The 21,318-nt window shown below is 67.1% G+C and carries 13 protein-coding genes and 1 pseudogene; 8 read left to right on the forward strand and 6 right to left on the reverse strand.

All coding sequences use genetic code 11. From position 1 onward, the window contains the following. The first annotated feature begins 50 nt into the window (after window positions 1-50). The 5 genes and pseudogenes from ACX9NE_RS07650 to ACX9NE_RS07670 all read left to right on the forward strand — a co-directional run. Complete coding sequence (locus tag ACX9NE_RS07650) at window positions 51-362, forward strand: hypothetical protein (protein WP_459361078.1); 312 nt, start codon at window positions 51-53, stop codon at window positions 360-362. A 159-nt stretch (window positions 363-521) separates the two neighbouring features. Next, on the forward strand, window positions 522-1,241 hold the full coding sequence (locus ACX9NE_RS07655; RefSeq protein ID WP_459361079.1) for a DUF1906 domain-containing protein: 720 nt from the start codon (window positions 522-524) through the stop codon (window positions 1,239-1,241). A 547-nt stretch (window positions 1,242-1,788) separates the two neighbouring features. Then, window positions 1,789-11,061: a fatty acid synthase subunit beta domain-containing protein gene (locus ACX9NE_RS07660; protein ID WP_459361080.1), complete on the forward strand. Its 9,273-nt coding sequence runs from the start codon at window positions 1,789-1,791 to the stop codon at window positions 11,059-11,061. A 25-nt stretch (window positions 11,062-11,086) separates the two neighbouring features. Then, window positions 11,087-11,479, forward strand: a complete 393-nt coding sequence (gene acpS, locus ACX9NE_RS07665) for a holo-ACP synthase AcpS (protein WP_459361081.1) — start codon at window positions 11,087-11,089, stop codon at window positions 11,477-11,479. Between the two features lie 118 nt (window positions 11,480-11,597). Further along, window positions 11,598-12,342: pseudogene (locus ACX9NE_RS07670) on the forward strand (cytochrome b N-terminal domain-containing protein); the annotation flags it as partial. Between the two features lie 70 nt (window positions 12,343-12,412). Here the strand turns inward: ACX9NE_RS07670 and ACX9NE_RS07675 are convergent. Genes ACX9NE_RS07675 through macS form a run of 3 tightly spaced genes read right to left on the reverse strand, consistent with a single transcriptional unit; the run spans window position 12,413 to window position 16,093 of the window. After that, window positions 12,413-14,254, reverse strand: coding sequence for a DUF2339 domain-containing protein (locus ACX9NE_RS07675; RefSeq protein ID WP_459361082.1), 1,842 nt, complete (start codon window positions 14,252-14,254; stop codon window positions 12,413-12,415). 59 nt (window positions 14,255-14,313) lie between these two features. After that, complete coding sequence (locus ACX9NE_RS07680) at window positions 14,314-14,970, reverse strand: response regulator (protein ID WP_459361083.1); 657 nt, start codon at window positions 14,968-14,970, stop codon at window positions 14,314-14,316. Next, window positions 14,963-16,093: a MacS family sensor histidine kinase gene (gene macS, locus ACX9NE_RS07685; protein WP_459361084.1), complete on the reverse strand. Its 1,131-nt coding sequence runs from the start codon at window positions 16,091-16,093 to the stop codon at window positions 14,963-14,965. The genes ACX9NE_RS07680 and macS overlap by 8 nt, the downstream gene beginning before the upstream one ends. Before the next feature lie 27 nt (window positions 16,094-16,120). Here macS and ACX9NE_RS07690 point away from each other — a divergent pair, with 27 nt between their 5' ends. Continuing rightward, a complete protein-coding gene (locus ACX9NE_RS07690; protein WP_459361085.1) occupies window positions 16,121-17,461 on the forward strand; it encodes a M20/M25/M40 family metallo-hydrolase in 1,341 nt (446 codons plus the stop codon). Window positions 17,462-17,615: 154 nt separating this feature from the next. On the opposite strand, the gene bcp is transcribed toward ACX9NE_RS07690, so the two are convergent. After that, window positions 17,616-18,089 (reverse strand): thioredoxin-dependent thiol peroxidase, encoded by a 474-nt coding sequence (gene bcp, locus ACX9NE_RS07695; protein ID WP_459361086.1) that lies wholly within the window; start codon window positions 18,087-18,089, stop codon window positions 17,616-17,618. A gap of 80 nt (window positions 18,090-18,169) precedes the next feature. Between bcp and ACX9NE_RS07700 the strand changes: the two genes are divergently transcribed. Next, window positions 18,170-18,397 carry a DUF3618 domain-containing protein gene (locus ACX9NE_RS07700; RefSeq protein WP_459361087.1) on the forward strand — a complete coding sequence of 76 codons (228 nt, stop codon included), beginning with the start codon at window positions 18,170-18,172 and terminating at the stop codon, window positions 18,395-18,397. Window positions 18,398-18,532: 135 nt separating this feature from the next. Here the strand turns inward: ACX9NE_RS07700 and ACX9NE_RS07705 are convergent, their stop codons facing one another. Then, the gene (locus tag ACX9NE_RS07705) at window positions 18,533-19,381 is read right to left on the reverse strand and encodes a lysophospholipid acyltransferase family protein (protein WP_459361088.1); all 849 of its coding nucleotides are present in this window, start codon (window positions 19,379-19,381) and stop codon (window positions 18,533-18,535) included. A gap of 62 nt (window positions 19,382-19,443) precedes the next feature. On the opposite strand from ACX9NE_RS07705, the gene ACX9NE_RS07710 reads away from it, so the two are divergent. Further along, window positions 19,444-20,016, forward strand: coding sequence for a TetR family transcriptional regulator (locus ACX9NE_RS07710; RefSeq protein WP_459361089.1), 573 nt, complete (start codon window positions 19,444-19,446; stop codon window positions 20,014-20,016). Here ACX9NE_RS07710 and ACX9NE_RS07715 read toward each other — a convergent pair. Further along, window positions 19,997-21,238, reverse strand: a complete 1,242-nt coding sequence (locus tag ACX9NE_RS07715; RefSeq protein WP_459361090.1) for an FAD-dependent oxidoreductase — start codon at window positions 21,236-21,238, stop codon at window positions 19,997-19,999. The genes ACX9NE_RS07710 and ACX9NE_RS07715 overlap by 20 nt on opposite strands. Window positions 21,239-21,318: the final 80 nt, after the last annotated feature.

The following is a 21,318-nucleotide window of genomic DNA, read 5'->3' on the forward strand; positions in this document are numbered from 1 at the left end:
CCGAACCACGAGGTGAGATAGTCCTCGTCGATCGTGATGGGAGACAACAGATGTCACCTTTCATCTTCGCCGTTCCCGCCGCCAACCCGCTCCTTCAGTTCACCGGCGGTGCAGGCGGGGCGGGTGGCGCCGGGACCGGGGGTGGCGGTGGCGGCGGCGCCACTTCCATCGCGAACGGCGTCCACGGGGTCGGACTTGACGGTGGCGATGGTAATGGCGGTGGAAAGGGCGGCTGCGGTGCCGGCGGCGCCCAGTTCAACGTCGGGAACAATGGCGGCAACGGCGGTGCTGTCCGCGTCGGCGGCTCTGGCGGAAACGGCACCAACATCACCGACGCCGGCGGCAAAGGGCAATCCCCTTGACCGGCGATCGAACCAAGCAGCAAGGAGGTTCAGCGACCAGAGCACCTGAACTGCGGCGGAGGGATAGCCGGTGCCAGCCAACACCGTTTCGGCAATGTGACACAGATGTGACTCAAGAGGTTCCTGAGTCTGCTGAGGTTATTGCGTACCCTGTGCCATGTGCCGGTATCGCGTCGTGACGTGCTCAAACTTACTGCCGTGACACCGGGCCTGATCGGCCTCGGTGTCGCGGCCGCATCTGTGTGCGCTTCGCCGGCGTCCGCTTCGCTGGGCACGTTGCTGGACTACGCGGCAGGCGTCATCCCGGCCGGTCAGATCAGAGCCGCGGGTGCGGCCGGGGCCATCCGGTATGTCTCGGACCGCCGGCCTGGCGGCGACTGGATGCTGGGGAAGCCGATCCAACTCGCAGAGGCTCGCGATCTGCACGGAAGCGGCCTCAAGATCGTCTCGTGCTACCAGTTCGGCAAGGGCAGCACCTCCGACTGGCTCGGCGGCGCCCCCGCCGGCATTCAGCACGCGAAGCGGGGTGCGGAATTGCACGCCGCTGCCGGCGGTCCCGCCGGGGCTCCGATCTACGCGTCTATCGACGACGACCCGTCGCTCGAGCAGTACAAGAACCAGATCGTCCCGTATCTGCGCTCCTGGGAGTCCGTGATCGGTCACCAGCGCACAGGCGTATACGCCAACTCCAAGACCATCGACTGGGCTGTGCACGACGGGCTGGGCGCGTACTTCTGGCAGCACAACTGGGGCTCGCCCAAGGGGTACACCCACCCCGCCGCGCATCTGCATCAGGTTGAGATCGACAAACGGACGGTGGGCGGCGTCGGGGTCGACATCAACGAGATTCTCAAGCCCCAGTTTGGCCAATGGGCATGAGCCGGACGGGTTTCTAAGACTTCGACGAACATTCCAGCAAACACTCGTTCGCTCAGTGCGCGTCATCGGCTACATCCGTGAATCCGCGAGCCGCCGCCGAGGCACGCCGGGGGTCGCCGGCACGACTGAAGTTCTTGAGATAACGATTTGGTAACAATACAGCTTTGAACAGCGCCGTTGTAGCTACTCAACCGTAACCACCTGCATGCAGGACGTTTGTCCGAGACGCCCGAGCCCGGGGTTTGACCCGGTGTTACCCGCGACACGGTTACCCGCGCGTAGAACTCATCAGTAACCTTCCGGCGTCAAGAAAACGTACAGATCCTTATGACACTCTTATTGGGTCCGATGCTGGTTGATGGCACCTCTCCGCGAAGGGATCAGGCGCCGACAAAGCACCGGTCAGACGACTGTCGGCTGCGATTCGGCGTGGAATCGCCCGGAATGTGACGGGGCCTTTTGGCTGGGCCGGCCCGGAACCGGCCGAACGAACCGACACGTGAGACACGCAGACGCGCGACACGGACGCACACAGGGAGATGTGAAGGTGACGATCCACGAGCATGACAGGGGTTCCCCGGCACAGCGAGGGGAGTTCTCGGCAGACCGCGACGGCAGTGGACCACAAAGTGCCCATGCTCTGGTCGACCGTCTGACGGCGGGCGAGCCGTACGCGGTTGCGTTCGGGGGCCAGGGCAGCGCCTGGTTGGAGACGCTCGAGGAACTGGTATCCGGGGCCGGTATCGAATCCGAATTGGCCGAGTTGGTCGGTGAGGTACGGCTGCTCCTCGAGCCGGTGGCCAAAGAACTGGTCGTGGTGCGTCCGATCGGCTTCGAGCCGCTGCAGTGGGTCCGTGCGCTGGCGGCCGAGGACACCGTTCCCTCGGAAAAGCACCTGACGTCGGCGGCGGTGTCGATACCGGGCGTCCTGCTCACCCAGGTGGCCGCGGTCCGCGCGCTGGCGCGCCAGGGCATGGACCTCATCGACACTCCGCCGGTAGCGCTCGCGGGCCACTCCCAGGGCGTGCTGGCTGTGGAGGCGCTCAAGGCCGGCGGTACCCGCGACGTCGAGCTGCTGGCAATGGCTCAGCTGGTCGGCGCGGCGGGAACCCTGGTGGCCCGGCGGCGCGGTATCTCCGTGCTCGGCGACCGCCCGCCGATGGTCGCGGTCACCAACGCCGATCCGCAGCGCATCAGCCAGTTACTCGACGAGTTCGCCCAGGACGTGCGCACGGTGCTCCCGCCGGTGCTGTCGATCCGCAACGGCCGTCGGTCGGTCGTGATCACCGGAACACCCGAGCAGCTGTCGCGGTTCGAACTCTACTGCCAGCAGATCTCCGAGAAAGAAGAAGCCGAGCGCAAGAACAAGGTGCGCGGCGGCGACGTCTTCGCGCCGGTCTTCGATCCGGTCAAGGTGGAGGTCGGCTTCCACACTCCGCGGTTGTCCGACGGCATCGCCATCGTCGGCGGGTGGGCCGAGAAGGTCGGCCTCGACGTCGCCCTCGCCCGCGAGATGGCCGAGGCCATCCTGGTCCGCAAGGTTGACTGGGTCGACGAGATCACCAAGGTGAATGACGCTGGAGCTCGATGGATTCTTGACCTGGGCCCCGGTGACATCCTCACCCGGCTGACCGCGCCGGTGATCCGCGGCCTGGGCATCGGCATCGTGCCCGCGGCCACTCGCGGCGGCCAGCGCAACCTGTTCACCGTCGGCGCCATCCCGGAGGTGGCCCGTGCCTGGTCGACCTACGCGCCGTCCGTCGTTCGTCTGCCCGACGGCAGGGTAAAGCTGTCAACCAAGTTCACCAGGCTGACCGGCCGGTCGCCTATCCTGCTGGCCGGCATGACCCCGACGACCGTCGACGCCAAGATCGTGGCCGCCGCGGCCAACGCCGGGCACTGGGCCGAGCTCGCCGGTGGCGGTCAGGTCACCGAAGAGATCTTTGCCGACCGTGTCGCTGAGCTGTCCGGGCTGCTCGAGCCCGGCCGCACTTATCAGTTCAACGCGCTCTTCCTGGACCCCTACCTGTGGAAGCTCCAGTTGGGCGGCAAGCGATTGGTACAGAAGGCCCGCCAGTCCGGCGCGGCCATCGACGGCGTCGTGGTCAGCGCCGGCATCCCCGACCTCGAGGAAGCCGTCGAGCTGATCGAGGAACTCAACGACATCGGCATCAGCCATGTCGTCTTCAAGCCCGGCACCATCGAGCAGATCCGCTCGGTGATCCGCATCGCCACCGAGGTTTCCACCCGCCCGGTCATCATGCACATCGAGGGTGGCCGCGCGGGTGGCCACCACTCCTGGGAGGACCTGGACGACCTGCTGCTGGCCACATACTCGGAGTTGCGTTCGCGCGCCAACATCACCGTCTGCGTCGGAGGCGGCATCGGCACCCCGGAGCGGGCCGCTGATTATCTGTCCGGGCGCTGGGCGCAGGACTACGGCTTCCCGTTGATGCCGATCGACGGCATCCTGGTCGGCACTGCCGCGATGGCGACGCTGGAGTCCACCACGTCACTCTCGGTGAAGAAGATGCTGGTGGAAACCGGCGGCACCGATCAATGGATCGGTGCCGGAAAAGCGCAGGGCGGCATGGCTTCCAGCCGTAGCCAGCTGGGCGCCGACATCCACGAGATCGACAACAGCGCCTCGCGCTGCGGGCAACTGCTCGACGAGGTGGCCGGCGACGCGGATGCGGTAGCCGAGCGTCGCGACGAGATCATTGCCGCGATGGCCAAAACCGCCAAGCCGTACTTCGGCGACGTCGCGGAGATGACCTATCTGCAATGGCTGCGGCGCTACGTCGAACTGGCCGTCGGACAAGGCGATTCGACCCTGATAGGGGGGACCACCGCCGCGCCGGGCAGCCCCTGGCTGGCCGACACCTGGCGCGACCGGTTCGCGGAGATGCTCAAGCGCGCCGAAGCCCGTTTGCACACACAGGATTTCGGTCCCATCGAAACCCAGTTCGGTGACCCGGCGTTGCTGGAAGAACCCGAGCGCGCCATCGACACCCTGTTGGCACACTACCCGGACGCCGAAACCGTGCAGCTGCACCCGGCGGATGTGCCGTTCTTCATCTCGCTGTGCAAGACGCTGGGCAAGCCGGTCAACTTCGTGCCGGTCATCGATAGAGACGTGCGACGGTGGTGGCGCAGCGACTCGCTGTGGCAGGCCCACGATGCGCGCTACGACGCCGATCAGGTGTGCATCATCCCCGGTCCCGCGGCCGTCGCCGGCATCACCCGGATGGATGAACCCGTCGGTGAGCTGCTGGATCGCTTCGAGCAGGCCGCGATAAATGAAGTGCTGGGTACCGGCGCCGAGCCCCAAGACGTGACCGCACGCCGGCTGGGTCGCGCCGACATCCGGGGGCCGCTGGCCGTCGTGCTGGATGCACCCGACGTCCTGTGGGCGGGACGAACCACCATCAACCCGGTGCATCGCATCGCCGAACCCGGCGACTGGCAGGTACACGAAAACCGCACTGCTACGCACACATCCACCGGCTCGAGGCTGCAGGTGACGCCTGACGGTGACAGCGTCACCCTCAGCGTGCCGGTGTCGGGCACCTGGATCGACATGCACTTGACCCTGCCGGCCAACACGATCGACGGCGGCATCCCGGTCGTGTCCACCGAAGACGCCTCCGCCGCGATGCGTGCCGTACTGGCCATCGCGGCCGGTGTGGACGGGCCGGAGTCGCTGCCCGAGGTGGTCAACGGCACGGCCACTCTGACGGTGGAGTGGGACCCCGAACGGGTCGCCGACCACACCGGCGTCACGGCCACCTTCGGAGAGTCACTGGCCCCCAGCCTCACCACGGTGCCCGACGCGCTCGTCGGACACTGCTGGCCCACCGTTTTCGCGGCAATCGGGGCGGCGGTGACCGACACGGGCGTCCCTGTGGTGGAAGGTCTGCTCAGCCTTGTGCACCTGGATCATGCTGTGCGGATGGCTGGTCAGCTGCCCAAGGATGCGGCTCGGCTGACCATCGCCGCAACCGCTTCCGCCGCCGTCGACACCGACATGGGCCGTGTCGTCCCGGTCACAGTGACCGTCTCGGATGGTGACGGCGGTGTGGTCGCCACCATGGAAGAGCGGTTCGCGATCCTGGGTCGCACCGGAACCGCCGAACTCGCCGACCCGGCTCGCGCCGGCGGGGCCGTCTCCGAGAACGCCACCGACACCCCGCGGCGGCGCCGCCGCGACGTCACGATCGGTGCCCCGGTCGACATGCGCCCGTTCGCCGAGGTGTCCGGCGACCACAACCCCATTCACACCGACAAGGCTGCCGCCCTGCTGGCCGGGCTGGAATCGCCAATCGTGCATGGCATGTGGCTGTCCGCCGCGGCGCAGCACGCGGTGACAGCCACCGACGGGCAGGCGCGGCCTCCCGCCAGGCTGATCGGTTGGACCGCACGGTTCCTCGGCATGGTTCGCCCGGGTGACGAGGTGGACTTCCGGGTCGATCGGGTCGCAATCGACCAGGGCGCAGAAGTTTTGGAGGTTGCCGCCCGGATCGGGTCGGACCTGGTGATGTCGGCGACGGCGAGGCTGGCCGCGCCCAAGACGGTCTACGCGTTCCCCGGCCAGGGCATCCAGCACAAGGGCATGGGCATGGATGTGCGGGCCCGGTCCAAGGCGGCCCGCAAGGTGTGGGACGAGGCCGATCGCTTTACCCGTGACACGCTGGGCTTCTCGGTGCTGCACGTGGTGCGCGACAACCCGACCAGCATCATCGCCAGCGGTGTGCACTACCACCACCCGGACGGCGTGCTGTTTCTGACGCAGTTCACCCAGGTCGCGATGGCGACGGTGGCGGCCGCACAGGTCGCCGAGATGCGTGAGCAGGGTGCCTTCGTCGAAACCGCGATCACGTGCGGCCACTCGGTCGGGGAGTACACCGCGCTCGCCTGCGTCAGCGGCGTATTCGCACTGGATGCGTTGCTGGAGGCCGTGTTCCACCGCGGGTCCAAGATGCACGACATCGTCCCGCGCGACGAGCTGGGCCGATCCAATTACCGCCTGGCGGCCATCCGGCCCTCCCAGATCGACCTGCCCGACGACGAGGTCACCGACTTCGTGGCGAGGATCGCGGAGAATACCGGGGAATTTCTTGAGATCGTCAACTTCAATCTGCGCGGCTCGCAGTACGCGATCGCCGGAACCGTACGCGGTCTGGAGGAACTGGAAGCCGAAGTGGAGCGGCGCCGCGAAATCACCGGCGGTAAGCGATCATTCATTCTGGTTCCCGGTATCGACGTGCCGTTCCACTCGCGGGTGCTGCGGGTCGGTGTGGCCGAGTTCCGGCGGTCGCTGGAGCGGTTGATGCCGCGGGACAAAGACCCGGACGTGATCATCGGGCGCTACATCCCCAACCTGGTGCCTCGCCCGTTCACCCTCGATCGCGACTTCATCCAGGAGATCCGGGATCTGGTGCCTGCCGAACCGCTCGACGAGATCCTCGCCGACTACGACACCTGGCGTAACGAGCGGCCGCGGGACCTGGCGCGTAAGGTGCTGATCGAGCTGCTGGCTTGGCAGTTCGCCAGCCCGGTGCGCTGGATCGAGACGCAGGATCTGCTGTTCATCGAGGAGGCCGCCGGCGGTCTGGGCGTGGAGCGCTTCGTCGAGATCGGGGTGAAGAGCGCGCCGACCGTCGCGGGCCTGGCCACCAACACCCTCAAGCTGCCCGAATATGCCCACAGCACAATCGAAGTGCTCAACGCCGAACGTGACGCGGCGGTGCTGTTCGCCACCGATACCGACCCCGAGCCGGAAGATGACGTGGAGGTAGCTCCGGGAGATTCCGACGCTGCGGCGTCGGACGGTGCGCCCATTTCCAATGTTGCGCCGGACGTCGCTCCGGCTCCCGCCGCAGCTCCGTCGGGTGCTCCGAGACCTGACGACATCGGATTCGATGCCGCCGATGCCACTTTGGCCTTGATCGCCATTTCGGCCAAGATGCGCCTGGACCAGATCGAGCCGCTGGACTCCATCGAGTCGATCACCGACGGCGCGTCGTCGCGGCGTAATCAGTTGCTGGTCGACCTCGGCTCCGAGCTGAACCTGGGTGCCATCGACGGGGCCGCCGAGGCCGATCTGGCCGGCCTGCGTGCGCAGGTCACCAAGCTGGCCCGCACCTACAAGCCGTTCGGCCCAGTGCTTTCCGACGCGATCAACGACCAGCTGCGCACGGTGCTCGGACCCTCCGGTAAGCGCCCCGCCGCCATCGCCGAACGTGTGACGAAGACCTGGGAGCTGGGCGAGGGATGGGCCAAGCATGTCACCGTGGAGGTGGCGTTGGGCACCCGCGAAGGCACCAGTGTTCGCGGCGGTGCCATGGGGCACCTGCACGAAGGTGCGCTGGCCGACGCCGCATCTGTCGACAAGGTCATCGACGCCGCCGTGGCCGCGGTCGGCGCGCGGCTCGGGATTCCCGTGTCGTTGCCGTCCGCGGGCGGAGGTGGCGGTGCGACCGTCGACGCCGCCGCGCTGAGCGAGTTCACTGACCAGATCACCGGCCGCGACGGGGTGCTGGCTTCGGCCGCCCGGCTGGTGCTGGGTCAGCTGGGACTGGACGACCCGGTCACCGCCTCGCCCACCACGACCGATGCCGAGCTCATCGACCTCGTCACTGCCGAATTGGGCGCGGACTGGCCACGTTTGGTGGCACCGACCTTCGACGGCAAGAAGGCCGTCGTCTTCGACGACCGCTGGGCCAGCGCCCGCGAGGACCTGGTCAAACTGTGGCTCACCGACGAGGGCGACATCGACGCCGACTGGCTGCGCCTGTCCGAACGCTTCGAGGGCGCCGGACATGTCGTCGCCACCCAGGCCACCTGGTGGCAGGGCAAGTCGCTGGCCGCGGGCAAGCAGATCCACGCATCGCTCTACGGCCGAATCGCCGCCGGCGCCGAAAACCCGGACGCTGGTCCCTACAGCAACGAAATCGCCGTCGTGACAGGCGCTTCCAAGGGCTCGATCGCGGCATCAGTGGCGGCCCGGCTGCTCGACGGCGGTGCCACCGTCATCGCGACCACGTCCAAGCTCAATGACGAGCGGCTGGCGTTCTACCGCAACCTCTATCGGGACCACGCCCGCTACGGCGCGGCGTTGTGGGTGGTGCCGGCCAACATGGCATCCTATTCCGACATCGACGCGCTGGTCGAATGGATCGGCAACGAGCAGAGCGAAAGCCTTGGGCCGCAGTCCATTCACATCAAGGACGCGCATACCCCGACGCTGCTGTTCCCGTTCGCGGCACCGCGCGTGGTGGGCGACCTGTCCGAGGTCGGTGCGCGCGCCGAGATGGAGATGAAGGTGCTGTTGTGGGCCGTGCAGCGATTGATCAGCGGCCTGTCGAAGATCGGGGCCGAACGTGACATCGCCTCGCGCCTACACGTGGTGCTGCCCGGCTCGCCCAACCGCGGAATGTTCGGCGGCGACGGCGCTTACGGGGAAGCCAAGTCGGCGCTGGACGCCGTGGTGAGCCGCTGGCACGCCGAAAGTTCCTGGGCGGAACGGGTCAGCCTGGCGCACGCGCTGATCGGCTGGACCCGCGGCACCGGCCTGATGGGCCATAACGACGCCATCGTCGCCGCCGTCGAAGAGGCCGGTGTGACCACCTACTCGACCGACGAGATGGCCCGCTTGCTGCTGGGCCTGTGCGACGTGGAATCCAAGGTGGCCGCGGCCAGTTCGCCGATCAAGGCGGACCTGACCGGAGGCCTGGCCGAGGCCAACCTCGACATGGCCGAACTGGCGGCCAAGGCCCGCGAGGAGATGACAGCCGAGTCTGTGGCGGACGAGGACGCGGCGGCCGAGGGCACCATTTCGGCGCTGCCGTCGCCGCCGCGCGGATACACCCCGGCCCCGCCGCCGGAATGGGCCGACCTCGACGTCGACCCGGCCGACCTGGTGGTGATCGTCGGCGGCGCCGAACTCGGACCGTACGGATCGTCGCGCACCCGCTTCGAGATGGAGGTCGAGAACCAACTGTCGGCCGCCGGGGTTCTCGAACTGGCCTGGACCACCGGACTCATCCGCTGGGAGGATGACCCGCAACCGGGTTGGTACGACACACAATCCGGCGATCTGGTAGACGAGTCCGAGCTGGTCGAGCGCTACCACGACGCCGTGGTGGAACGCTGCGGCATCCGGGAGTTCGTCGACGACGGTGCGATCGACCCGGACCACGCCTCGCCGCTGCTGGTGTCGGTGTTCCTGGACAAGGACTTCACCTTCGTAGTGTCGTCGGAGGCCGAAGCCCGGTCCTTCGCCGAGTTCGATCCCGAGCACACCATAATTCGTCCGGCGCCTGACTCTGGCGACTGGCAGGTCACCCGCAAGGCCGGCACCGAAGTCCGGGTGCCGCGCAAGACCAAGCTGTCGCGGGTCGTCGGCGCGCAGATCCCGACCGGGTTCGACCCGACGGTGTGGGGGATCAGCCCGGACATGGCCAACTCGATCGACCGGGTGGCGCTGTGGAACATCGTGACGACCGTCGACGCGTTCCTGTCGGCCGGGTTCAGTCCGGCCGAAGTGATGCGCTACGTGCACCCGAGCCTGGTGGCCAGCACCCAGGGCACCGGCATGGGCGGCATGACGTCGATGCAGACCATGTACCACGGGAACCTGCTCGGACGTAACAAGCCGAACGACATCCTGCAGGAAGTACTGCCGAATGTCGTTGCCGCGCATGTGGTTCAGTCGTACGTGGGTAGCTACGGGTCGATGATCCACCCGGTCGCGGCCTGTGCGACGGCGGCCGTGTCGGTGGAGGAGGGCGTCGACAAGATCCGGCTCGGCAAGGCCGAGCTGGTGGTGGCCGGCGGCTTGGACGACCTGACGCTGGAGGCCATCATCGGCTTCGGTGACATGGCGGCCACCGCCGACACGTCGATGATGCGCGGCCGCGGCATCGAGGACTCGAAGTTCTCCCGGCCCAATGACCGGCGCCGGCTGGGCTTCGTCGAGGCCCAGGGAGGTGGCACCATCCTGCTGGCACGCGGCGATCTGGCGCTGCGGATGGGGCTGCCGGTGCTTGCTGTGGTGGCTTTCGCGCAATCCTTCGGCGACGGCGTGCACACCTCGATTCCGGCGCCGGGCCTGGGCGCGCTGGGCGCCGGCCGCGGCGGAAGGGACTCGGCGCTGGCGCGCTCGCTGGCCAAGCTGGGCGTGACCGCAGACGACATCGCGGTGGTCTCCAAGCACGACACGTCGACGCTGGCCAACGACCCCAACGAGACGGAGCTGCATGAGCGACTCGCCGACTCGCTGGGCCGTTCCGAAGGGGCGCCGCTGTTCGTGGTGTCGCAGAAGAGCCTGACCGGTCACGCCAAGGGCGGCGCGGCGGTCTTCCAGACGATGGGGTTGTGCCAGATGTTGCGCGACGGGGTGATCCCGCCCAACCGCAGCCTGGACTGCGTCGACGACGAGCTGGCCGGTTCGTCGCACTTCGTCTGGGTGCGGGACACCTTGCGGCTCGGCGACAAATTCCCGCTCAAGGCTGGAATGCTGACCAGCCTCGGCTTCGGCCACGTGTCGGGTCTGGTCGCGCTGGTGCACCCGCAGGCGTTCATCGCGTCGTTGGAGCCTGGCCAGCGGGCGGACTACCAGCGGCGTGCGGATGCCCGGCTGCTGGCCGGTCAGCGCCGGCTCGCGTCGGCGATCGCGGGCGGCGAGCCGATGTACCAGCGGCCGCCGGACCGCCGCTTCGGCCACGACGCGCCGGAGAAGCCGCAGGAGGCATCCATGCTGCTGAATCCGGCCGCCCGATTGGGCGACGGTGACGCGTACCAGGTCTCTGCAGGGTGACCCGGATCCGTTAACCTGGCCACCCATGGGCATCGTCGGAATCGGGATTGACCTTGTCTCCATTCCTGATTTCGCTGAGCAGGTGGACCAGCCGGGGACGGTGTTCGCGGAGACCTTTACCCCGGGTGAGCGCCGCGACGCCTCCGACAAGAGTTCGTCGGCAGCGCGTCACCTGGCCGCGCGTTGGGCCGCAAAGGAGGCGGTGATCAAGGCCTGGTCCGGGTCCCGGTTCGCCCAGCGGCCGGTGCTGCCGGAGGACATTCACCGCGACATCGAGGTGGTTACGGACATGTGGGGCCGACCGCGGGTCCGGTTGAGTGGTGAGATCGCCAAGCATCTTGCCGATGTGACTATTCACGTGTCGCTGACCCACGAAGCGGACACCGCGGCCGCCGTTGCGATTCTGGAGACCGGCTGAGCGCGAGCAGACATAAAATCGCAGCGGAGCGCGTGCTCCCGTGCGATTTTATGTCTGCTCGCGCGCGGGGGCAGCGGCTGCTCTGCCGGCGCGGGTTCGGTCGTAAGGGACGATCGCCGTGAACCTCGAATTGGCGAATACCGTTGCCGGACAGGCCCGCGCCATCGATTTTCGCTACCACACGTCCTCGGCCGTCAGCTCGACAAGGTGTTCCCGACGCACTGGTCGTTCCGGCGCGGTGAGATCGCGATGTACAGCCTCGTCGTACTGCTGATCAACGGCGTGTACCGGACCCTGTTCTTCGACACGTCGATGGCGGAGGTCACCTACGACGGGGTTTATCAGCCGCTGCGGGGCGTCGAGATGGCGCGGGCTTAGGGGAAGGCGCCTGACATTTCGTTCGAAGTGCGCGGTGGTCTGTTCGTCCGGCGGATCCACCACTGAGCGGCGCTGATGTTTGCCGCTTCGATATGGTGCACCGCGGCGCTGTCGTCAATTACTTTGGGAATGCCGGTGATTGGCACCTGGATGCACTGGTCGTTGTTCGGCGGCGACATTCCCGGCACGGTTTTGATCCCGCGGCAGTATGCGCTGCACATACTGCTGATCCCGGGCATTCTCATGGCGCTGATCGGTGTGAATGGTTCCAGAAGCACACTCAGTTCCCCGGACCGGGTCGTCGCACCGAGCACAACGTGGTCGGCCTGCGCGCCATGCCGACCTTCGCGGTCAAGTCCGGTGCCTTCTTCGCCTGCATCGTCGGTGTGCTGGGCACGGTGTGCTGGGCCTGATGGGCGGTCTGCAACCCGATCTGGAACTTGCTTCCTAACAAGCCATCTCAGGCATCGGCGGGCTCGCAGCCCGTAGGACGAGCAGACACAGAATCGCACGCCTTTCGCGGAAAACGTGCGATTCTGTGTCTGCTCGCGGGAGTTAGCGCGCCAAGCTGCGGGCGTAACCGGCGCCCATGCTCAGCAGCACCAGGCCCACGATGACGAACGCCGCCACGCGGAAGATGCCGTCCAACGTGGCCAAGTCGAACACGAAGAGCTTGCCCGTGGCCGCACCCGTGAGCGCAAGGCCGGCAGTGATCGCCTCCGTACGACGCTCCGCGCCATCCAGGCGCAGCGCGTAGACGAAAAGCCCTGCCGCCATGACGATCCAGCAGATGGTGGCGGCCATGTGACCCGCCAGGAAACCGGCGCCGGTACCACCGACCAGAACACCGGCGGTCACCGTGAAAGCCGTGACGGCATACACGACAAGCGCTGCCGCGGTGGCGATCAACAGGCCCGCGGCTTGTGAGTCCAGCCACGCCCGGGTCATCACCACGGCCAAGGCGATGACCAGCAGACTGGCGGTCAGCGTGGACACCGCGGCGGCAACGGGCATGGCGGTGGCCCGCAAAAGCGCGTGCAATGGCACGTACCTGTAGAACAGTCCGATACCGATGATGCCGAATCCCGTTGCAATCCAACGCGCTACGGTGTCCTTGCGCACCACGACGGCGATGACGATTGCCAGTGCCAGCAGTAGAGGGCCTTCGACATAGCCGGAGAATGCGACGGTGAGGGCGATCAGCGCCGAGACCGCAGACCATACCGACCAGATCTGGGTGACGGTCCGCGGAAGTCTGCCGATGACGACGACGGTCAGCAGGGCCGTCGCCAACCCCGCGGCCAGCACGGCGGCCAGCACCCGATCGACTGCGATCGCACTGGCCAACAGCGGAACGGTGCCGAATGTCGTCAGCAGCGCCAGGGCAGTCGCATTTGTGGCGGCCCGCAATTCAATCAGGCCGTCTGTCACGGCCAACACCGCGGCCACGGCGCATGCCCCGCCGAGTAACCCGGCGTTGTCGTCCCGCCCGGCTCCGATCAAGGCCATCAGCAGCGGCAGTGTGGCCGCTGCGACGCGGGCGGCGTGCATCCACACCCAGTCCTTGCCTAATTGCGCCGGCAGCGCCGCGGCCGAGAGCGCCAGCATGAAGCAGACCAACAGCAAGTCCGCGCCGTGGGTAAGTACGGGTGCCAACGCGATCAACGGCACCAGCACCAGCAGCGAAAGCTGTTCGGAGTCCCAGCGCCGCGCCAACGCCAGTCCCGCGCCGCCCACCAAGGCGGCCAGCAGCAAACCGACGGGCGCCGACACCCACTTGTAGATGGTGACGACAGCGATGACGTCCAGGTATGCGGCGGCAATACCGGTGGCCGCCAATGCAATAGCTCCGGTGCGCCCGCCTGGTCGGCCCCGCAACCTGCCCGCGACGCCTACCAGCGCACCGGCCAGAGCGGTGCCACCGGCTACCCGAATCTCCGGTCGAAGCAGACCGGCCTGCGCGGCGAGCACGAGCAATAACACGACGCCGATCAGCGTCACGGCAACTCCGGCGACCGCGAGCAACTTGCCGATCCAGCCGCGGTCGGACACGTTATCGGATTGCTCCGGCGTAGGGGCTGGAGCCGGCCGTGGTGGGTGCCGGCGCGGTGGGCGCGGTTCCTGAGGCCCTGCCGACGCCGGCTGCCAGTAGTGCCAGTAGTTCTGCCAATACGACGGTGCTTGTTGCTGAGGTGCCGCCTGCTGAGCGGCGACGGGCGGTGGTGGTACGAAGACCGGTGCCGGCCGCGCGGCGGGTGCTGGCGCGGGAGGGGTCTGGGCCATGAAGAACAAACGGTCCAACTGCGTGAGTTCGCCCGAAACCCGGGACAATTGCCGGGCCAGGGCGTCGAATTCCTGCGAAAGCCGGGTGATCACGGCCTGGTGCGATTCGGTCATACCGACTAACCCTGCCGGGGCGGCAGAGCAATCGGATGAGTAGGACTACCTGGATCCCGTTACTGGTCGAGCCCGTGCTCGATGGCGTAACGCGTCAGTTCCACCCGATTGGCAACCTGCAGCTTGCGAAACGTGGCCTGCACATGATTTTCCACCGTTCGGTGACTCAACGAGAGCCGATCGGCAATTTGCTTGGCGGACAGTCCCTTTGCGACAAGCCGCAACACTTCGGTCTCGCGCTCGGTAAGGCTGGGTGTGGCTGGGCCAGACCTCGGGTTCGCCGCGATGCGCCGGTATTCGCCCAGCACCAGGCCGGCCAGGCTGGGCGTGAACACCGCGCGACCCGCTGCCGTGGCCCGCACCGCATCAGCCAACTCGGCCTTGCTTGCGCTCTTGACCAGGTATCCGGTCGCCCCGGCCTTGACCGCCTCCAATACGTCGTCGCGCTCGTCGGATGCCGAAAGCACCAGCACTTTTGTCGACGGCGACACGTCGAGCACCCCCGCCGTGGCAGCCGCGCCGTCACCGTCGGCCAGGCGCATGTCCATTACCACCACGTCCGGTTTGACCACTGCCGCACGCCGCCGGGCGGCAGCCACGCCGTCGGCGGTGGCAACCACGTTGAACCCGTCGTCGGCGAGGTCACGGGCCACCGCATCGCGCCAGATCGGGTGGTCGTCGACCACCATCACCGTAGGTTCGGTCGCTTCAGTCATGACGAGGCACGCTCAATTCCCATTCCGTTCCCTCTCCCGCACCGGTGTGCAGCTCAGCGCTGCCGCCCAATGAGTTCAACCGTCCGACGATCGACTTCGAAATGCCTACGTGCCCTTGATCAACCGCTTCCCGCAATCGTCCCGGCGCGATGCCCACCCCGTCATCGCGGATGCTCACCGTGACCGAATCGCCCAGGTCTTCCAGCAGGACGAAGGCCCGCGCGTGCCGTCCGGCGTGCGCGCGTACGTTGTCCAGGGCATTGCCCACCGCGGCGTCCAGTTCGGTGGCGACACCGCCGTCCAAAAGAACGGCGGTGCCCGGCAGGCTCATCGAGACGCGCTCACCTTCCCGGCGGCGCAGCAGGGCGCGCACATCGATGGTCTCGTCCGTCTCGGCCTCCATCTCGGTGGAAGTCACCCAACTGCGCAGCGCTCGTTCCTGTTCGCCGGCGAGAGCCGCGAGTTCGGCTGCCGCGCCGCCGATCTCGTGGCCTCTCTTGGCGACAAGCGCAAGCACCTGGATGACGCCATCGTGGACTTGGCGGGACAACCGCTCGCGTTCTTCCAGCGCTGCCGACAGCCGGGCCGCGCGCTGCAACTCGTCGTGCGCGCGGCGGGCCGTGCTGGCCGCGAGTCCCACCGCGAGTCCGGCCGCTAACTCGACGATGATGGTGGCGTTGCGCCCGAGGTTGACGCTGATGTAGCCCTTGACGAATTCGCTCGCCGCCGTCACCGCCAGCCCGGTCAGCATGCCCCCGGTCGGGCCGAACTGCAGGGCGGCTGAAATGGTCGCGTTGCTGGCCCACAACGTCGTCGGCCAGGTCTGGTTGTTGTACGCCCACTGTTCCGATGCGACCACCTCGGTGGACAGCATCAGTGCCACGACGACGACGAGTTCGGCGATGACCCACAAGGGCCGCCGGCCGAACCCACGCAGATAGGCGAACGCGCACGCCGCACTCCAGGTGATGAGCACCGCGAACAGCGACCAGCCCAGCGCGGGGTGCCGCAGGTCTGAGTTGATCGCGACATGGAAACCCAATGCATAGATGCAGCTCAGCAGTCGGAACAGCTGGGCCGCCCGCCACAGCGGTGTCGTCGGGTCGGGACCGTCGGTGGTCACCGCGCAAGTTTAACTAGCCTGTTGAGCATGACTGATCTGGTTGAGCGGGTGCGCGAGGTGCTGCCTTCGGTACGACGCGATCTCGAAGACCTGGTGCGAATCGAATCCGTGTGGGCCGATCCGGCTCGGCGCGACGAGGTGCGCCGCAGTGCCCGGGCAGTGGCGGATCTGTTGTCCCAGGCAGGTTTTGACGATGTTCGCATCGTAACCGAGGGTGGTGCACCTGCGGTCATCGCGCATTATCCGGCGCCGGCAGGTGCGCCCACCGTGCTGCTGTACGCCCACCACGACGTGCAACCCGAAGGTGACCGTGGGCAGTGGCGCTCGCCGCCGTTCGAGCCAACCGAACGTGGCGGACGTCTGTACGGTAGGGGCACCGCCGACGACAAGGCAGGCATCGCAACACATTTGGCGGCGTTTCGGGCGCACGGCGGCCGGCCACCGGTCGGCGTCACGGTGTTCGTCGAGGGCGAGGAAGAGTCGGGATCACCGACGTTGGGCCAGTTCCTGGCAGCGCACCGCGACGAGCTGGCGGCCGACGTGATCGTGATTGCCGACTCGGACAATTGGAGCACCGAGATTCCGGCGCTGACGGTGTCGCTGCGGGGGATGGCCGACTGCGTGGTAGAGGTGGCCACGCTGGATCACGGCCTGCACTCCGGTCTGTGGGGTGGCGTGGTGCCCGATGCGCTGACGGTGCTGGTGCGGCTGCTGGCCAGCCTGCACGACGACGACGGCAACGTGGCGGTCGAGGGGCTGCACGAAGGCACAGCCGCCGATGTGGAATATCCGCCGGACCGGGTGCGAAAGGAGTCGGGTCTGCTGGACGGTGTGACGGAGATCGGGTGTGGCTCGGTGCCGCAGCGGCTGTGGGCCAAGCCGGCGATCACGGTGATCGGCATCGACACCACGGCGGTGGCCGCGGCCTCGAACACGCTGATTCCGCGGGCGCGGGCCAAGATCAGCATCCGAGTGGCGCCCGGTGGCGACGCGGCGAAGCACCTGGACGCGGTGGAATCTCACCTCAGGCAACACGCCCCGTGGGGTGCGCAGGTCAGCGTCATCCGCGGCGAGATCGGTCAGCCGTACGCAATAGACGCAAGCGGGCCGGTCTACGACGCCGCGCGGGCGGCGTTCCGGCAAGCCTGGGGTGTGGAGGCCATCGATATGGGCATGGGCGGGTCGATTCCGTTCATCGCCGAGTTCGCTACGGCCTTTCCGCACGCCAAGATTCTGGTCACCGGCGTGGAAGACCCGGGGACGCAGGCGCACAGCATCAACGAGAGCCTGGATTTGGGGGTGCTGGAGCGCGCGGCGATCAGCGAGGCCTTGCTGCTGGCCAATCTGGCTACGAGTCTCTCGACGTGACGTTTGGTCCGTGATCCGGACGGCACGATGTTTGCCCGCCTCGTAGCGACACAGAGCGGCAGCGCGATTGTCGCTCAGAGGCGGGCATGAGCTGCCTCGGTCCCGACAGAGGCCCCTGTGGCGGATGTGATTGCACGGCAACGCGCTCGGCGTACTAGACGGACAGATCCCGCCGCAACTTGGCCACGTGACCGGTCGCCTTCACGTTGTACTGCGCGACGGCGATCTTGCCCTTCTCGTCAACGACGAACGTCGAGCGGATGACGCCGGTCACCGTCTTGCCGTACATCTGCTTCTCGCCGAAGGCGCCGTAGGCCGTGAGCACTTTACGCTCCGGGTCGGACAGCAGCGGGAACGTCAGCCCTTCGGCGTCGCGGAACTTCGCCAGCTTCTCCGGTTTGTCGGGGGAGATGCCGACGACGTCGATGCCGGCTTCGTTGAGTTCGGCCCGGCTGTCGCGGAAGTCGCAGGCCTGTTTGGTGCAGCCGGGTGTCGATGCGGCCGGGTAGAAGTACACGACGACCTTGCGACCCTTGTAGTCCGACAGTTTCACTTTGTTGCCGTCGGCGTCGGGTAGGTTGAAGGCGGGCGCTTTGTCGCCTGGTGCCAGGCGTGTGGTCTCGGTCAAGGTGCATCCCTTTCTTGTCGCCGGGGCGTCGGCACTAGGGTAGTTCGTCAGTGCACCAGCCTGACTTGGAGGACAGACACGTGGCGGACCGCGATCCCGACACCATCAAGCAGGAGATCGACCAAGCCCGCGAGCAGCTGGCGGCCACCGTCGACTCGCTTGCGGAGCGCGCCAATCCTCGCCGCCTGGCCGACGACGTCAAGGCCAAGGTCATCGAGTTCCTGAACAAGCCCATCGTCACGGTGTCACTTACCGGGATCGGCGTCGCCGCCGTCGTGGTGGTGATCTACCGGGTCAGGAAGCGCTGACACCTGTCGCGCGAGCGTGAAGCTGGCTTCACGCTCGCCGCCGAACGTGAAACCAGCTTCACGGTGGACGCCTAACGTCAGTGCCGCGCCACGAAGTAGCCCGACACCACCCGCTGCGATCGCGCCCGGCCTGATTCATGCCACCGCGCGCCTCCAGGCCAGGGGGTTCAGTTCCCGGAACGGGTCCTCGGACCGCAATGCCAACAAGTCGCGCAGGATTGCTTCGAGTTCGTGTTGCGTGTCGTCGCGCACCGTCGTCACCCAGGTATCAGCTGACATCCGTATGGGTTTTGTGGTGTCGATCGGGTCGCCGAAGCGCAGATACATACGCTGTGGGCGGGGGATCAGGGTCGGGCCGATGCCCCGCACGAGGGGCATCGCCATATCGGCGTTGCCGTTGAGCCTTTTGCTGACAGCTTGGCTGAGGCGGCCCAGTCCGCTGTCCCGAGTGACCAAGCTCTTGTAGATGTCGTCGCCCCCGACCAATCCGACCGGCACGACGGGATAGTGGTTCTCGACCGCCAAGCGCGCGAATCCGGACCGGCCCTGCCAATTCAGCTGGTATTCCTCGCCCTTGAACTTCGCTATCTCGCGTCCACCCCCGGGGAAGACCAGGATGGTCTGGTCGTGGCGCATCAATTCGCGCGCTGTCTCAGGGGCACCGACGACGCCACCGTAGGCGGCGATGAGGTCACGTCCGAATCCTTTCGCCTCGCCGAACCTGCGGTCGGCCAGCGGCCGTACCCGCGTCCCTATCGCGCGTCGCACGTAGTGCGGGATGAGCAGAATTTCGGCGAATGCCTGCTGAGTGTGGTTGCCCACCAACAGGAACCGGCCATCGGCGGGCAGCTTTTCCAGGCCGCTGACATACGGACGGTATAGGTCGACGACGGGTTCGATGCCGCCCTGGATCGTTTGCAGCGCCTCGCTCAAGATCCGCACCCGACGGGGATGGTTCATCACAGCCTCAAGTGTCTCGGTCATGGGGTCCTCCGTTTCTCCGGCCACTATACCGAACGAACTAGTTCGTATGATACGTTACGGAGGTGCGAAGTACCGACGAACTCCGCGACACGATCCTGACCGCAGCGCGCTCGGAGTTCGCTCGATTCGGACTGGCCGGCGCCCGGATCGACCGGATCGCCCGAGCCGCATGTGCCAGCAAAGAGCGGCTGTACGCGCACTTCCGGGACAAAGAGACGCTGTTTCGCAGTGTCGTTGCCGCCGACAGCGCGGAGTTCTTCGCCGCCGTCGCGGTGCGGCCCGACGCGGTGCCGGAGTTCGTCGGCGACATTTTCGATCTGGCCTGCCGGCGACCCGAGCACCTGCGCATGATCACCTGGGCCAACCTGGAAGGCCTGACCCTCGACCCGCCACCCGCGCACGAATGGGACTCGGTGCCGGACCGCGACATTCGCGCCATCGAGGAAGCTCAAGCCGCCGGCTACGTCGACCCCGCCTGGCAGCCGATAGAACTGCTGGTGGTGCTGATCGGGGTAGGCCTGTGCTGGGCGCAGTCACCGCACCCGGACGCCCGAACCTCCGATCCCGCAGTGCTGGCGGCCCGGCGCGCGGCCGTCGTCGAGGCGGCCAGACGAATTATCGCGCCGCGAGGATAGCCTCGGCGGTGCGGCGCCCGCTGACCAGCGCGCCTTGAATCGAGGCAGTGTCGCGGTGATCGCCGCACAGCCAGATCCCGGTCGGAGTGCGGATCGGGCGGCGAACCAGAAGGGGTGCAAGCTGTGCCGGTAGGGCATTGGGAATGACGTGGCGAGTCACCGGCGTCCAGCCACGTTGATCGCTGAGCAGAATGTCCGCCGCATGCTCACGCATCACCTTTTCGTGCGGCACGGTGCCGCCCCGTTCCACGACCGCCGAGGCTGCGATCAGGTGCTTGCCGGGCGGGGCGTAGGTAGGTGCGGCGGCACTGATCACCGCGGTGTTGAGTACCGGTCCCGGGGGATCTCGGCGGGCGTCCACCCGGAGCATCGGCGGCCCCGGCACCGGTATGTCGGTGGCCCACCAGTCGGTGACGACGCCGTGCATTTCCGGCGCTGTTTCGCTGGTTAACCACGCGGCCGCGACCGCTTCGGTGGCAACCACCACATGCTGCGCGCGGGCGCGGACTCCGTCTCCCTGCACCAGCCATCCCCGGGATTCGGTCTCGATTCGAAACGCCCTGTGATTGAACCTGATTCGACCATTGATCTTGGCAGCCAGCTGTTCTGGCAGGGCCTGCATTCCGTCCGCCGGCAGGGCAGGCACCCCCAGCGCGAACATCCGGGCAAGGAGCAAGGCGAACGCGTTCGAGCTCACACCGGTGGTCTCGAGCAGAACACCGGCCAGGAAGCGATCGACCACCCTGCGCAATTCGCCGCGCACGCCCGCCCGATTCAGCCCATCCCGCAGACTGACATCCTGATCATGCAGTGATTTGAGCTTTTTCGGCCGCAGAGCCGGGGCGGCCCACCGCACCAGGGCGACCACATCACGGGGCGCGAGTCCTCCGGAGGACAGCATCGTCGGCAGCCGTCGCGGCGCGCGCAGTGGATGCACCCACACCACCGAACCCCGATCACGGCGGACTACGACACCGGCGCCGAACTGTTGCAGCTTCAGCTGCGCCAGATCGATCGCTCGGCGGAGCTCCGGATACGCCGGGTTGAGTACCTGAAAGCCCCGGTCGCAGCGAAACCCGTCGACGACGTCGGTGCGTATTCGGCCACCGACCGCGCTCTTGGCCTCCCAGACGAGCACGTCACGCCCGGCGGCTGCCAGCACGTCAGCGCAGCGCAAGCCGGCCAGGCCCGCGCCGATGACCAGCACCTCGACTTCGTCCATTTCAGCTCATTCCTTGGGTGGAACGGAACAACCGGTCAAACGATCGCCGACCATGCCGCGGTCACCGATTACGGCGCGGT

Source organism: Mycobacterium sp. ML4 (assembly GCF_054515735.1).

What these genes read in the sequence shown, in the direction of transcription:
- ACX9NE_RS07650 (WP_459361078.1), top strand. Translation starts at nt 51, where the DNA reads ATGTCACCTTTCATCTTCGCCGTTCCCGCCGCCAACCCGCTCCTTCAG.
- acpS (WP_459361081.1), top strand. Translation starts at nt 11,087, where the DNA reads ATGGGCATCGTCGGAATCGGGATTGACCTTGTCTCCATTCCTGATTTC.
- ACX9NE_RS07675 (WP_459361082.1), bottom strand. Translation starts at nt 14,254, where the DNA reads ATGACCGAATCGCACCAGGCCGTGATCACCCGGCTTTCGCAGGAATTC.
- ACX9NE_RS07680 (WP_459361083.1), bottom strand. Translation starts at nt 14,970, where the DNA reads ATGACTGAAGCGACCGAACCTACGGTGATGGTGGTCGACGACCACCCG.
- ACX9NE_RS07690 (WP_459361085.1), top strand. Translation starts at nt 16,121, where the DNA reads ATGACTGATCTGGTTGAGCGGGTGCGCGAGGTGCTGCCTTCGGTACGA.
- ACX9NE_RS07705 (WP_459361088.1), bottom strand. Translation starts at nt 19,381, where the DNA reads ATGACCGAGACACTTGAGGCTGTGATGAACCATCCCCGTCGGGTGCGG.
- ACX9NE_RS07715 (WP_459361090.1), bottom strand. Translation starts at nt 21,238, where the DNA reads ATGGACGAAGTCGAGGTGCTGGTCATCGGCGCGGGCCTGGCCGGCTTG.